This is a genomic window from Methylomonas sp. DH-1 (assembly GCF_046097555.1).
Classification (GTDB): Bacteria; Pseudomonadota; Gammaproteobacteria; order Methylococcales; family Methylomonadaceae; genus Methylomonas; species Methylomonas koyamae.
Window position 1 is genome coordinate 3,711,128 of the sequence record NZ_CP143089.1, and the last position, 15,061, is coordinate 3,726,188.

At 55.7% G+C, this 15,061-nt stretch carries 11 protein-coding genes and 2 tRNA genes; 1 reads left to right on the plus strand and 12 read right to left on the minus strand.

The annotated features are described in order from the left end of the window. Positions 1–28: 28 nt before the first annotated feature. The gene (locus VXJ35_RS16925; RefSeq protein WP_064019980.1) at positions 29–1,126 is read left to right on the plus strand and encodes an IS5 family transposase; all 1,098 of its coding nucleotides are present in this window, start codon (positions 29–31) and stop codon (positions 1,124–1,126) included. Here VXJ35_RS16925 and VXJ35_RS16930 read toward each other — a convergent pair. From VXJ35_RS16930 to clpP, 12 genes are all read right to left on the minus strand, one after another. Next, positions 1,092–1,430, minus strand: coding sequence for a type I restriction enzyme HsdR N-terminal domain-containing protein (locus VXJ35_RS16930; RefSeq protein ID WP_082880969.1), 339 nt, complete (start codon positions 1,428–1,430; stop codon positions 1,092–1,094). The two genes, VXJ35_RS16925 and VXJ35_RS16930, sit on opposite strands and share 35 nt — an antisense overlap. A 58-nt stretch (positions 1,431–1,488) precedes the next feature. Beyond that, positions 1,489–3,483: an ABC transporter ATP-binding protein gene (locus VXJ35_RS16935; protein ID WP_064022468.1), complete on the minus strand. Its 1,995-nt coding sequence runs from the start codon at positions 3,481–3,483 to the stop codon at positions 1,489–1,491. Further along, positions 3,480–4,661, minus strand: a complete 1,182-nt coding sequence (locus tag VXJ35_RS16940; RefSeq protein WP_064022469.1) for an ABC transporter permease — start codon at positions 4,659–4,661, stop codon at positions 3,480–3,482. Before VXJ35_RS16940 ends, VXJ35_RS16935 begins: the two co-directional genes overlap by 4 nt. Next, positions 4,654–5,727 (minus strand): ABC transporter permease, encoded by a 1,074-nt coding sequence (locus VXJ35_RS16945; protein ID WP_064022470.1) that lies wholly within the window; start codon positions 5,725–5,727, stop codon positions 4,654–4,656. Before VXJ35_RS16945 ends, VXJ35_RS16940 begins: the two co-directional genes overlap by 8 nt. Positions 5,728–5,742: 15 nt before the next feature. Continuing rightward, the gene (locus VXJ35_RS16950) at positions 5,743–7,590 is read right to left on the minus strand and encodes a peptide-binding protein (RefSeq protein WP_064022471.1); all 1,848 of its coding nucleotides are present in this window, start codon (positions 7,588–7,590) and stop codon (positions 5,743–5,745) included. A gap of 251 nt (positions 7,591–7,841) precedes the next feature. Continuing rightward, entirely contained in the window at positions 7,842–9,710 is a 1,869-nt protein-coding gene (locus tag VXJ35_RS16955; protein ID WP_064022472.1) for a SurA N-terminal domain-containing protein, read from the minus strand. Positions 9,711–9,808: 98 nt separating this feature from the next. Further along, a tRNA-Asp gene (locus VXJ35_RS16960) sits at positions 9,809–9,885 on the minus strand. Positions 9,886–9,891: 6 nt separating this feature from the next. Further along, positions 9,892–9,967 (minus strand) — tRNA-Val (locus VXJ35_RS16965). 13 nt (positions 9,968–9,980) lie between these two features. Beyond that, entirely contained in the window at positions 9,981–10,253 is a 273-nt protein-coding gene (locus VXJ35_RS16970; RefSeq protein WP_054759825.1) for an HU family DNA-binding protein, read from the minus strand. 206 nt (positions 10,254–10,459) lie between these two features. Then, entirely contained in the window at positions 10,460–12,859 is a 2,400-nt protein-coding gene (gene lon, locus VXJ35_RS16975; protein ID WP_305080092.1) for an endopeptidase La, read from the minus strand. 168 nt (positions 12,860–13,027) lie between these two features. Then, entirely contained in the window at positions 13,028–14,305 is a 1,278-nt protein-coding gene (clpX, locus tag VXJ35_RS16980; protein ID WP_064022473.1) for an ATP-dependent Clp protease ATP-binding subunit ClpX, read from the minus strand. A 104-nt stretch (positions 14,306–14,409) separates the two neighbouring features. Beyond that, positions 14,410–15,015: an ATP-dependent Clp endopeptidase proteolytic subunit ClpP gene (gene clpP, locus VXJ35_RS16985; RefSeq protein ID WP_054759870.1), complete on the minus strand. Its 606-nt coding sequence runs from the start codon at positions 15,013–15,015 to the stop codon at positions 14,410–14,412. Positions 15,016–15,061 lie beyond the last annotated feature (46 nt).

Sequence of the window (15,061 nt, forward strand, 5' to 3'; positions counted from 1 at the left end):
TAGCGCATCTAAATTGGAGAAGCCCCCCATGCGCGGACACGATGCCATTCAAAGTAGCTGGTTCAGCTACGTTAGCCTGGAAGAACGTATTCCCAAACAGCATCCGTTGCGTCGTTTACGTCTACTCGTCGATGGCGTATTGACCTCTATGAATGCCGTCTTTGCCGAGCGTTACTCGCACACTGGCCGCCCGTCGATTGCGCCCGAAAAACTGCTGCGCGCCTTGCTGTTGCAAGTGCTGTACACCGTTCGTAGCGAACGCCAGTTGATGGAACAGCTGGACTACAACCTGCTGTTTCGCTGGTTTGTCGGTCTGGGCATCGACGATGCTGTCTGGGAACGCAGCGTGTTCAGCGCCAACCGCGAACGGCTGCTGTCCGAAGCGCTGAGTCGCGAATTTTTTGAGCGGGTACTGGCCATAGCCGAATGGCAAAACCTGGTGTCCGACGAACACTTCAGTGTCGACGGCAGCCTCATTGAAGCCTGGGCCTCGCACAAAAGCTTCGTTAAGAAAGACGGCAGCGGCCCGGACAAACCCGCTGGCCGCAATCCCGAGGTCGACTTCAGCGGCGAAAAGCGCAGCAACGCCACCCACCAAAGCACGACAGACCCGGAAGCGCGGCTCTACAAGAAAGGCGAATACACCGAGGCCAAACTGCGTTACATCACCCATGCCCTATCCGAGAATCGTAACGGCCTGATTGTCGATGTCGAAACCACCCAAGCCACCGGCACCGCTGAAATCGAAGCCGCGCAAACAATGATCAAACGCCGTGTGCCCAAAGGCGGTAGCGTCGGTGCCGACAAAGGCTATGACCAACCGGCTTTCGTCAACGGACTCAAGGCGCAAGACATCAAAGCCCATGTGGCCCGGAAAAAGACCGGCAGTGCCGTCGATGGCCGCACCGCGCGCGGCAAAGGTTACGCCCAAAGCCTCAAGCGCCGCAAAATCGTCGAAGAAGCCTTTGGCTGGGTCAAAACGGTCGGCGGCCTGCGCAAAACCCGTCACATCGGCTTAGCCAAAGTCGCTGGCCAAGCCTTGTTTTGCTTCGCCGCCTACAACCTGACGCGCTTGCTCAACCTATTGGTGTTCACGCCGAAACCGGCGTGGAGTGCGCCCACCTAGGGTGAAGTACGCCTGAAAACCGTCCACAGACGGCTTCAGGCGAATAAAAAGCCCTTGAAACAGGGGCAAAACGCTTGAAACTCGATGTCATGACCGATTTCAACACGAAAAAATCACGGAAACCGTGGGTAAGGGGAAATATCGGTGGGTTTTTCACCAGCCTGTTAACAGCTAAATCAACTCTTGCCCTTTTATTCCCTCCGACCCTAATACCTACCTCTAAGACAATGGAAGATTTCGGATAACCTAACTCAATAAGCCTTTCAATTAACTTTTGTCGTACTAGTTCTTCTGAAACTTGCACATTGACTCCTGGAACTTAACGCGAAATTTGATATTTTGTATATCGCCATAACAATACCCTACACCACCAACCTCGGCACCGCTCCCAACAACCTCTGCGTATAAGCATGCTGCGGCGCCCCACAAACCTGCGCAGTCGCCCCTTGCTCGACCACCTTCCCTTGATACATCACCACCGTCCGATCGCTCAAATACTCGACCACGCCGATGTTATGGGTAATGAACAACAAGGTCAGATTACGGCGGCGGCGGATGTCCAATAGCAGTTGCAGGATTTCCGCCTGCACCGACACGTCCAGCGCGCTGGTGATTTCGTCGCAGACGATGAATTCCGGGTTCAAGGCCAAGGCCCGCGCCAAGCCGATGCGTTGGCGCTGGCCACCGGAGAATTCGTGAGGGTAGCGCCACAGCGCCTCGCGGCCAAGTTGCATGTCGTCCAGCAGTTGTTCTGCCAGCGCGATGCGCTCGTCGCGGCTGGCGCCGATGCCGTGCACCTGCATCGGTTCGGTCAACGTGGTTTCGACCAGCAGGCGCGGGTTCAACGACGATTGCGGGTCCTGGAAGGCGATCTGCATTTGCCGGCGCATCGGCCGCAATTCTTTAGCCGACAGGCCAACTAGCTCGCGGCCAGCAATCTTGATGCTACCGGCGGTCGGCGGCTCCAATTGCAACACGGCACGGCCCAGCGTGGTTTTGCCACAGCCGGATTCGCCGACCAAGGCGACGATTTCGCCGCGCGGAATGTCCAGGCTGACGTCGTCGACGGCTTTGACGTGATCGACCACCCGACGCAACAAGCCCTTGCGCACCGGGAACCAGACTTTCAGGTTGCGGATTTCGATCAACGCGGCGCTTTCACCGGAGGTTGACTGCTTTGCCCCGTCAAATGCGGCGCCCCGATCACTCACCGTATTCTCAGGCAAATGAAACGGCACAGAAGGTTCGTAGACGGGCGATGATATTTCGCCTGGCTTTGGAGTAGCCGTTCGATCTAAATCCGGAGCAGCTCCCTCTTGCGCCGGGTCGGGGTTGGATTGCGCTAAATTATTCTCGGCATCCAATGCTGCTTGCAGTTTCAGACCGGCCCTCTCCATAATCGTCGCCCGCTCAGTCTCAACACGCCCCGCTTCCACGGCCTGCTTCCCCCTTTGCAAAAGAGGGATCGAGGGGGATTCATTCGATAAATCTCCCCCCTGCCCCTGTTTTTCAAAGAGGGGTGATGGAGACGCAACAGGTTTGCATCCAAACTCCGGCTTGGCCAAATTCTCAGGCAGCGAAGCCAGCAGTTTTTGCGTGTATCGATGCTTTGGACTGCCCAGCACCTCGCGACAGCGGCCGGCTTCGACCAGGCGGCCGGACTGCATAACGCCGACCCAGTGTGCCATCTGGGCGACGACGCCGAAGTCGTGGGTGATGAACAGCATGCTCATGCCGGTGTCGTCCTGCAACTGCCGCATCAGTCTTAGAATCTCCGCCTGGACGGTCACGTCCAGCGCGGTGGTCGGCTCGTCGGCGATCAATAGCTTCGGCCGGCAGGCCAAGGCCATTGCGATCATCACCCGCTGGCGCTGGCCGCCGGACAGTTGGTGCGGGTAGTCGCGAAAGCGCGAACCGGGATTAGGGATTTGCACCTGAGTCAGGGCCGTGACCGCGTGTTGCTCGGCCTCGTCTGCGTTCATGTCCGGATAATGCAATTGCAAGGCTTCGATAATCTGCTCGCCGACGCTCAGCACCGGGTTTAGCGAAGTCATCGGTTCCTGGAAAATCATCGCGATTTGCGCGCCGCGCACTTTGCGGATATCGGCGTCCGGCAATGCCAACAAGTCGCGGCCGTCGAACAGAATCTCGCCGCTCGGATGGCTGGCAATGCCGTCCGGCAGCAAACGTATCACCGACAACGCGCTGATCGACTTGCCACTGCCGGATTCGCCGACCAGGCAAAAGGTTTCGCCTTGCGGAATATTGAAGCTGACGTCTTCGACCGCCTTGACCGGTTCGGCGCCGGTTTGCAGATAGGTGCGCAGATGTTTGACTTGCAGTAACGGCTGGCTCACGACTTGCCTCCGTTACGGCGCGACAATTTCGGGTCAATCGCATCTCGGAACGCTTCGCCGATCAGGTTGTAGGCGAACACGGTCATGAAAATCGCCCCACCGGGAAACACCGCCATCCACCAGTTGAAGGTGGATGACTTGACCGCCTGGTCCAGCATCGCCCCCCAGGACGGCGCATCGACCACACCCAAGCCGAGAAAGCTCAGGGTGGCTTCCGACAGAATCGCCCCAGCGACGCCGAAGCTGACCGCCACTAGCAGCGGCGCGACGCCGTTGGGCAGCATGTGCCGAAACAATATCGACGGCAGCGGCAAGCCGCTGGCAATCGCAGCTTGCACGTAATCCTGCTTGCGCAATTTCAGAAACTCGGTACGCACGTAGCGGGCATAGCCCGACCAGCCGGTAACGCCGATGATGACCATCATCATGTACAGGCTGCGGCCGAAAAAGGCGACGAAGGTCAGCAGTAAAAACAAAGTCGGAATGTCCTCGAAGATTTCCACCAAGCGCATGCCTAGCATATCGACCACGCCGGAGAAATAGCCCATCAGCCCGCCGACCACGATACCGATCGCCAAGGCGATGCCGGTGGCGATGAAGCCGATGCTTAGGGCGATACGGCTGGCGTGGATCATCCGGCTCAACACGTCGGCGCCGTTTTCCTCGGTGCCCAGCCAATGCCTGTGGCCTTCGCTGGCAAACGGCGCTTCCAGGCCCTTGCTGCCCAGGTCGCGCAGATAATCGCCCGGCGCGTAGGGAATCGGCGGCATGATTTTCCAATCGACTTGCGTGTACTCGGGGCCGCGAAAGTCGTCGTAAATCACCAAGGCCGGCGGCTGGACGGTCAGGTTGGCAATCAACGCGGCGACGGCGGTGCCGGTCAAAAAAATCGCAAATTTAGCGCCGCCTTGTAACGGCAATCGCGACACCGCTAGCGCGATGAAAAACGCCGCCAGTATCCAGGCATCCTCAATCGACAGATAGCGCAATACAGGAAAAGTGATTTCGCCGTTCTTGCTCATCAGCAATGGCATGGAGTTGGCGAGGAATGGCGCGAATACCGCGAATAACACCAGTACGCCGACCCAGGCCAGACCGAACTTGACGCCGACGCCGTCCAGGGTACGACGCCAGATGCGGGCGGCGAAGGATTGCCGGCTGACAACAGGCTTAGTCATAGCTCACCCTCGGATCGGCCAGGGTGTAACAAAAATCGGCGATCAGATAGCCGATCAGGGTCAGAAAGCCGCTGATCCAGGTGATCGACAATACCAGCTCGCGGTCCCTGCCCTTCACCGCCTCGACGGCCAATTGGCCCATGCCGTTGATGCTGAAAATGTTCTCGACGATCAACGAGCCGGCCAGCAGGCTGGGCAGCAAGCCGGCCGAGACGGTAATCAACGGCAACAGGCTGTTGCGGAACACATGTTTCCACAGCACGTCATTTTCGGCCAAGCCCTTGGCGCGGGCGGTGCGGGCGTAGTCGGCGTGCAGGTTTTCCAGGATCGAGGTGCGGGTCAATTTCGCCAACGCCGCGAAACCGCCGTAGGACAGACAAATCACCGGCAACACCAGATGCCAGATGCGATCCAGCAGAAAGCCGCGCACGAAACCGCCCTCGTCCCAATGCGGCAGAAACGGCATGTCCAGCGCCTCGCGAGCGCTGAGACCGGCGGTCGGGAACCATTGGAAGTATTGAACATTGGCGAAGAAACCGAGCAGCAACACGCCGGCCAGCATAGTCGGAATCGACCACAGACCCAGCATCGCCAGACTGGAGCCGACGTCGAAAGCTCCGCCGCGCTCGGTCGCCGATTTCATGCCGATCCAGATCGCCAACGCGTAGGTAAACGGAATGGTCACCAAATTGAGCAACAAGGTGATCGGGATGCGCTCGGCGAGGATGTCGGCCACCGGCCGGCCGTATTGAAAGCTGGTGCCCAGGTCCATGCCCTTGCTGAATGAAAACGACTTATGCCCTTGTTCATCGGTGACGAAACCGACCGGCGACACGTTATTCAGCCAGCGCAGATATTGCAGCGGCGCCGGCTGATCCAGGCCGTAACGCTTGTTGTAGTAATCCAGCAAAGCCTGCTTTTCCTGTGGCTTCATGTCCATGCCGCCAACCAGCGTCTGCGCGCTGATGCCGCCCGGCGAGGCGGCCATCACGGTGAATACGACGATGGTGATGCCGAGCAGAGTCGGCACCATCAACAGCAGGCGGCGCAGCAGATAAGTCAGCATCCGGCGTCCTCCGGCTTATTGCGTGTATTTTTGCTGGGCCAGCGGCACGTAGTTTTCCAGCGGCAGCGAACCCAGATTCAAGCCCAGCTTGGTCATTTGCAGGTTATGAATGCGCTTGTCTACGAACAACAGGCTTTTGCGGCGCATCAGGAAGGTATAGGGTTGATCTTCATAGAGAATGCGCTCCGCCTGTTGCCACAGCGGCATGCGTTTGCCTTCGTCGACGGTGCGGCGGGCGGCGTCGATCAATTTATCCAATTCAGGGTTTTGGTAGCCGATGAAATTATCGCCCTTGCTGATTGCCTGCGAGCTGTGGAAGGCTTGGTATAGGTCGGTTTCGATGCTGCTGGTCCAACCCAGGGTAATGGCGTCGAAGTCCTTTTTATCCAGGTTCTCCAGCATCACCGGCCATTCTTGCGGAAACGGCACCAGCTTGACGCCGGCCTTGGCGTACAGGTCTTTCAGCAGCAACACCATGCGACTGGTATCTTCGTTGGCCTGAAAGTAAGTCAGTTTGAATTCGAACGGCTGGCCGGCCTTATCTTCCAGCACACCGTCCTTGTTGCGGTCTTCGTAGCCTGCATCTTTCAGCAAAGCCTTGGCCTTATCCAGATTAGCCTGGTAAGGCTGCAACGCACCGTCGTGCTGCTTGCTGGCATTGCCGAACGGGCTGACCGCCGGCTCGGCATAACCGAGGAACACGTCCTTGATGATGCGACCGGTATCGGTCAGATAGCTCATCGCCTGGCGCACGCGTTTGTCGGCGAAACGGGTCGGCTTGCCGGCGCGCATCTGGTTCCAGCCAATGTAGCTATAGCCGACCACCGGCGGCATGTATTCGAAGCTCTGGCTCTTGGCCTGAATCTGGGCGTCGGTTTGCAGTTGTTTATATTCCGATGCCCGCGCCGAGTAGGAGTCGATATCGCCGTTGCGGTAGGTGGTCAAACGGGCGCTGTCGTTCTGAATGATTTTCCACAAAATACGGTTGTAGGTCGGCTGCACGTCGCCCCAGTAGCGTTCGTTGCGCACCAGCTCGACGTTGCCTTGGTCCGGCGTCCAGCTTTTCGGATCGGCCAATTTATACGGGCCGCTGCCGAGCAACAGGCCCTTGGATTCGTTGAATTTTTGCGATTCTTTCAAATAAGGTTCGTAGAAATGCTTGGGCATGATGTTCATACCGCCGGCCAACGACAGCGCTTCGAAATACGGTTCTTTATAAGTGAACACCACCCGGTATTTGCCCTCGGCCTTGACCGACTGGATCTTCTGCAAGTAGGCACGTTCGCGCGGCGCCTGAATCGCCTCGGTCATGATGAAATTGAAGCTGAACACCACGTCGTCGGCGGTCAACGGCTGGCCGTCGGAGAAGGTCACGTCGTCGCGCAACTCGAAGCTGATCGTCAAGCCGTCGTCGCTGACCGCCCAGCTTTTGGCAATCAGCCCTTCCCAGGCCAGCGTGTCCGGATTGCGGCTGATCAGGCTTTCCTGCACGTAGCTTTGCACGTTGGAGGCGTAAGCGTCTGTCGAGACCAGCGGGGTGATGGTTTTTAAGTTGGTGCCGAAGGCTTCGACGCTCCAGTCGCCTTGGGCGTAATCCGGCATTTTGCTGGCGGCATGGGCACGTTGGAAGGCCGGCGCGATGCTAGCGGGTTGCGCGTTCGGCGTCTGCGCCGCCAACGCGCCGCTGCCGGCCAATGACCGCAATTCGCGCATCGCCTGAGCTTGTTCGGCCAATGCGGCCTGCATCTCGCTGAGCTTCAGCCATTGCCGGTCAATTTGGTACATGGTCAGCACGATCAGCACGAGCGCCAAGCAAACCAAGCTGTAAAGCGTCCAATCCCGAGAAGCGAATGGTTTTTCCATGAGTTGTCTGTCCGAAAGTTTCGATGCGAAAGAACGGGCTATTTACCGGCCGGAGCCGGCGACTTGCGCCGATGCCCGGAACCGTCCTTAAACCGGGTTTACTTTAACCGCAGGCCGGCAATTTGCAAAATGGCTTCGACCGCCCAAAGCCAACGATTCGCCGAACTTGCCGCCGACGCAGCCGGGGTTAGGCCGGTTGCAGGCATAAAAAAGGGAGCTCGACGCTCCCTTTCCAAGTCCGGCCAGCCAGATTATTGCTTCTCTGGCCGAATTTCGATCTCGGCTTTGGCCTGCAACGCGTTCAACACCGCTTCGAGTTGCGCCTTGCCGAAAGCCGCGGCGATGTTTTTCGAGATCGCAGCTTGCTTGCTTTTGTCGGCCTCGGACATCACGCCTTCGTTGACTTTGTGAATGGCCAACACCAACTTGCCGCCGCCGGCGTCATCCAGCACGGAGATACTCGGTTGGCCGGCTTGCGGCTTGGCGGTTTTGAAGATTTCCTGCACAACCGGTGCCGGTAGTTGAATGGAATTCCGGGCCAAACCGTCCACCTTTTTTGACACCAATTTTCTGGCCTCGGCCGCTTGGGCCAGGTTTTTTCCGGACGCCAGGTCCTGTTTGACTTGATCCGCAACAGCAATAGCTTGCTGGCTGGCCTTGTCGCGCTGAATCGCCGCAATCACCTCTTTTTTAACGTCTTTCAATTCCTTGATCGCCGCCGGTTGATGCGACGCTACCCGCAGCACTACCAACTTATCGCCGCCGACTTCTATCGGTTCGCTGTTGCCGCCTTTCAACACGTCTTCCGAGAACGCGGCCGCACGCACTTTTTCTTCAGCGGCGATGCCGGCGCCGTTTGCCCGGGTAAATTCGCCGGTTTTCTGTGCCGGGCTACCCAGCAAATCGGCCGCGGCCGCCAGACTGTCCGGATTTTCATAACTGACTTCGGCTAACTTCTCGGCCAAGGTATTGAATTTGGCTTCGGCTTGGCTCTTTTGATAAGCCTTGGCGACTTCGGCTTTCACCGCTTCGTAGGGCTTGATTTCGCCGGGAACCAATTCGGTAACTTTGATCAGGTGGTAACCGAAGGCCGACCGGACCGGTTCGGAAACTTCGCCCAGCTTCAGCTTGCTGGCAGCGTCCTCGAAGGCCTTTTCCATGACCCCGACGTTGAACAGACCCAAATCTCCGCCGTTTTTCGCCGTTAGTTTGTCGTCGGACACTTCGGCCGCCAACGCGGCGAAATCCTTGGCTTGCAAATCCTGCTTGGCTTTTACGGCTCTTTGCAGCGCCTGGGCGTCGGCATCCTTGTCTTTGCCGAATGCGAACAGGATGTGGCTGATTTTGCGGCGCTCCTGAGTCGTGAACTGCGCTTTCTGATCTTCGTAATAGGCTTTCAACTGATCGTCGGCGGCGGCAATGCCGGATGCCAGTTTATCGACCGACAATTCGACATACTCGACTGAAACTTGTTCGTCGGTACGGTAATCGTCCTGGTGTTGCTGGTAATAAGCGGCAATTTCGTCTTCACCGGGCTGCTGCGAGACGGGAACCAACGGCACCGTGACGTATTCGATATCGCGGGTTTGGTTTTGGATTTTGAAGAATCCGGCGATTTCGGCCGGCGTCGCGAAACTGCTGTCGACGATCGCCCGCTGGAACTGCTCCATGACCAAGGCTTTTTTGATGCGGCTGACGAACTCGGCGGAAGACATGCCCTGAGAACCCAACAAAGTCTGGTACTGGGTTTTATCGAATTTGCCGTCTTTTTGGAAATACTCCAGCGATTGAATGAAATCGCGGGCGGTGTCGTCGCTGACGATCAGGTTTTCAGCCTGAACGTACTGCAACAATACTTCGTCGCGCACCAATTTTTCCAGCGCCTGCTTTTTCAGCGTTTCTTCATCGAATTTCATGCCCGCCAAGTTTTGGGCATATTGCTGGTAGGCCTGATTGACGTCGCGCTGGAAAAACTCCTTGCCTTCCACCGTGACGACCGGCGCTTCTTTACCGCCGCCGAGATAATTTTGAATGCCCCATAATCCGAACAGCACGCAAATAAATATCAATATGATCGATGCAAAAACCCCATGCACCTTTTCTCTTATTTCTAAAAGCATAAACGCTTTCCTTAAACAGAATTAAACCCGATCGCTAAAGGCGATAAAAATTACACGCAAAAAAAAACCTCGAACCGTACGGCCCGAGGTTTCTGTTTTGGCGGAGCGGACGGGGCTCGAACCCGCGACCCCCGGCGTGACAGGCCGGTATTCTAACCAACTGAACTACCGCTCCAAAGTCTGGTGGGTGCTGAGGGGTTCGAACCCCCGACCCTCGCCTTGTAAGGGCGATGCTCTCCCAGCTGAGCTAAGCACCCGACTAAAGAGCGGCTAGTTTACAGCATCTTTTAAAGATTTGCCAGCTTTAAATGCAGGAATTTTTGCGGCCTTAATGGTGATCTCTTCACCGGTTTGCGGATTGCGGCCTTTGCGTTCCGCTCTTTCTTTAACATCGAAAGTACCGAAACCAACCAAGGCAACGGAATCGCCTTGTTTCAATGCGTCTTCTACAGCTTTGATAAAACCATCTAAAGCCCTACCAGCATCGGCTTTTGTCAACTGTGACGCACTGGCGATAGCGTCAATAAGTTCCGATTTATTCATTTATTTCCCCTTAGGATGTCGTTGTATTAATTATGCTCGGCAAACAAACGCAAGCTTTGCCCGCCAACCGGTATTTTCCACCAACCCGATTACAGCCTCTCCTCTGCGAGAGGCCGACATTTATATCAACGGGCTGTAATCGGTGTCAAGCGTTGGAAACCTTGGAAACCGTGATTTTTGCGGTTTCCAAGGATTTTAACCGAGCCTTAATGCGCCACGACTCCGGGCTGTTTTACTTCGACTTTTGCGGCCGCAGCATCGGACAGTTCGGCTGGAGAGAGAGGGGTTGGAATCCGTTGCAAGGCCAGTTCCAAGACTTCGTCGATCCAACGGACGCACTTGATCGCCAGATTGCGTTTGATATTTTCAGGAATTTCAGCCAGATCCTTTTCGTTCTCGGCCGGAATGACCACGGTAGCGATGCCGCCGCGATGAGCCGCCAGCAGCTTTTCCTTCAAACCGCCGATAGGCAGCACTTCGCCGCGCAACGTAATTTCGCCGGTCATGGCCACGTCAGCCCGCACCGGAATCTTGGTCAGAGCCGAGATAATCGCCGTACACATGCCGATACCGGCGCTCGGCCCGTCTTTCGGGGTCGCCCCTTCCGGAACGTGGATGTGGATGTCGCTCTTCTGGAACACTTCGCTGTCTATCCCCAGAATATTGGCCCTACTGCGCGCCACGGTCACTGCGGCTTCGATCGATTCTTTCATGACATCGCCGAGCTTACCGGTGGCCAATTGCTTGCCTTTGCCCGGCATCACCGCGGTTTCGATCGTCAACAATTCGCCGCCGACTTCGGTCCAAGCCAACCCGGTCACTTGGCCGATTTGGTCGCTATCCTCGGCCATGCCGTAGCTGAAACGGCGCACCCCAAGATACTTGTCCAGGTTCTTTTCGGTGATCGAGGTGCGCGACTTTTTCGACTTCAACAACAAATCCTTGACCACCTTGCGGCAAATTTTCGAGATTTCCCGTTCCAACCCGCGCACCCCGGCTTCCCGCGTGTAATAACGCACGATATCCTTTACCGCCCCTTCCGAGATATGGATCTCCGACTCGGCCAAACCGTTACTCTTGATTTGCTTCGGGATTAAAAACCGGATCGCGATATTGATTTTTTCGTCTTCGGTGTAACCGGCCAAACGAATGATTTCCATCCTGTCCAGTAAAGCCGGTGGGATATTCATCGTGTTGGCGGTAGCGACGAACATCACGTCGGACAGGTCGAAATCGACTTCCAGATAATGGTCGGCGAATGTATGGTTCTGTTCCGGATCCAGCACTTCGAGCAGCGCCGAAGCCGGATCGCCGCGAAAATCGGCGGCCATTTTGTCGATTTCGTCCAACAGGAACATCGGATTGCGGGTTTTGATCTTCGCCAGATTTTGCAGGATCTTGCCCGGCATCGAACCGATATAGGTGCGGCGATGGCCGCGAATCTCCGCCTCGTCCCTAACTCCGCCCAAAGCCATCCGCACGTATTTGCGGTTGGTGGCGCGGGCGATCGACTGGCCTAGCGAAGTTTTGCCAACCCCCGGAGGCCCGACCAAGCACAAAATCGGCCCTTTCAGCGCTTTAACCCGCTGCTGAACCGCGAGATATTCGAGAATACGTTCCTTCACTTTCTCCAAGCCGAAGTGCTCGGCTTCCAACACTTCTTCCGCCACCTTTAAATCGTGGCGAACCTTGGTTTTTTTCTTCCAAGGCACGTTGACCATCCAGTCGATGTAATTGCGCACGACCGTCGCTTCGGCCGACATCGGCGACATCATTTTCAGTTTGTTCAATTCGGCGGTCGCTTTGGTTTTAGCTTCGGCAGACATGCCGGCCGCGGCGATTTTCTTCTCCAGCTCTTCGATTTCGTTGCTGGCCTCGTCCATTTCGCCCAGCTCTTTCTGAATCGCCTTCATCTGCTCGTTCAGATAGTACTCGCGCTGGTTTTTTTCCATCTGTTTTTTGACGCGGCCGCGAATTTTCTTTTCCATTTCCAGGATGTCGACTTCGCCTTCCATCAGCGTCATCAGATTTTCCAAACGCTTGGCCACATCGACCATTTCCAGCATGGCCTGCTTTTCCTCGACCTTCAGCGCCATATGCGCAGCCATCGTATCGGCCAGACGACTGGGGTCGTCTATGCCGGACAGCGAATTCAATACCTCCGGCGGTATCTTGTTGTTCAGCTTCACGTACTGGTCGAACGAATTGATCGCGGTGCGTTGCAGCACTTCCGCTTCCTGTTCGGAAATGTTCAGTTCGTCGTCCAATTCAACGACACTGGCGGCGCAATAACTGTCGACTTCGCAGTATTGGATTACCGAACAGCGCTGGCTGCCCTCGACCAATACCTTAACGGTGCCGTCCGGCAATTTCAATAATTGCAAAATATTGGCCAGAGTGCCGACTTTGTACAAATCGTCGAAGCCAGGCTCGTCGACATCGGCTTGTTTTTGGGCGACCAGCAGCACCTGCTTATCCTGCTTGATCGCGGCGTCGAGTGCGTCGATAGACATGCCTCGGCCGACAAACAATGGGATTACCATATGCGGGTAAACCACCACGTCCCGCAAAGGCAGGACCGGAATCAGTTCGTCTTGGTTTTTCAAATCGGTCATTTCAATGGCTCCCGGAGCACGTCAATACACACTCAATCCTATATGAGGACGATCCCGGAGAAAACAAGTATCTTAAATTCGGCGCAAAAAAAAGGAGCTTAGCACCGGCAAAGCTCCCTGAATTTCCGTTTCGGCTCAACGAACAGCCGAATGTTACCGCTACGAGGCGTCGGACACGGCCAATTTCGGCTCGGTTTCGTAGACCAAAATCGGTTCGGAGTTGCCCAAAATTACGCTTTCATCGATCACGACTTTCGCAATTTTGTCGTTGGAAGGCAATTCGTACATGGTATCCAGCAATACATTTTCGACGATAGTACGCAAACCGCGGGCACCGGTTTTGCGCTCCATCGACTTGCGGGCAATCGCCGCCAACGATTCGTCTCTGAATTCCAATTCGGCGCCTTCCATCTCGAATAAATGCTTGTATTGCTTGATCAGAGCATTTTTCGGCTGCGTCAGAATTTGAATCAACGCCGCTTCGTCCAATTCGTCCAAGGTCGCGATAACCGGCAAGCGGCCGACGAACTCGGGAATCAGACCGTATTTGATCAAATCTTCGGAGCGCACATCGGCAAAAATCTCACCGACGTTCCTGTTGTCGTCCTTGGTTTTGACTTCGGCAGCAAAACCGATCCCGCCTTTTTCGGTGCGGTTCTTGATGACTTTATCCAGACCGGCAAAAGCGCCGCCGACAATAAACAGGATGTTCGCGGTATTGACTTGCAGAAAATCCTGTTGCGGATGCTTTCTGCCGCCTTGCGGCGGCACCGAAGCCACCGTGCCTTCGATCAGCTTCAGCAGCGCCTGCTGCACTCCCTCGCCGGACACATCACGGGTAATCGACGGGTTGTCAGCTTTGCGGGAGATCTTGTCGATCTCGTCAATGTAGACGATGCCTGTTTCGGCCTTCTCTACGTCGTAGTCACACTTTTGCAAAATCTTCAGAATGATGTTTTCGACGTCCTCACCGACATATCCGGCTTCGGTCAAGGTCGTCGCGTCGGCGATCGTAAACGGTACGTCCAGCAATCTGGCCAGCGTTTCCGCCAGCAGGGTTTTGCCGGAGCCAGTCGGACCGATCAGCAAAATATTGCTTTTCGCCAGCTCCACATCACTTTTCTTACTGTTGCTGCGCAGGCGCTTGTAATGGTTGTAAACGGCCACCGCCAGAATTTTCTTGGCGTTTTCCTGACCGATTACATAATTATCCAATTCGGCTTTGATTTCTTTGGGTTTGGGCAACGCACCGCCGGATACCGCCATTTCGTCTTCGAGCAATTCATCCCTGATGATATCGTTGCAAAGCTCGACACACTCGTCGCAAACATAAACGGATGGCCCGGCAATCAGTTTCCGCACTTCATTTTGGCTTTTACCGCAAAAAGAACAGTAAAGAAGCTTTTCGTCGTCTTTACCTTTCTTGTCTCTACTCATAGACTGACTCCACCGTTTCACTTCGCTTCATCACAGAGATGAAATACTTCAAAAACCAATAGTAAACTCCCCCGCTCATCGCGGCAACCGGGGTGCGCCGTTTTTTAAACGCTACGGCTGGTCAATACCTTATCGATCAAGCCGTAATCCACGGCCTGCTCCGCGCTCAGGAAGTTATCCCGGTCGGTATCCTGCTCGATCTTTTGCAGGGACTGGCCGGTATGGTGAGCCAATACCTTGTTCAACCGGTCCCGAATCTGCAGAATTTCCCGAGCATGGATATCGATATCCGAGGCCTGGCCTTGGAAACCGCCCAGAGGCTGGTGAATCATGACCCGGGAATGCGGCAAGCAATAACGCTTGCCGGCCGCGCCGCCTGCCAACAACAAAGCCCCCATACTGGCAGCTTGACCGATGCACATGGTGCTGACATCCGGCTTGATGAACTGCATTGTGTCGTAAATGGCCATGCCTGCAGTTACCGATCCGCCCGGCGAGTTGATGTACAGGTGAATATCCTTATCCGGGTTTTCCGACTCCAGAAACAACAATTGGGCCACGACCAGATTGGCCATGTAATCCTCAACCTTGCCCACCAGAAAAATCACCCGTTCTTTCAGTAAGCGGGAGTATATATCAAACGATCTTTCCCCACGGGCTGTTTGTTCAACCACTATCGGCACTAGACCGCCCGCCGCTTGCGGCGCCATCATTTCGCTAATCACATTTTGGTTAAACACGTTAAGCCCTCATTGT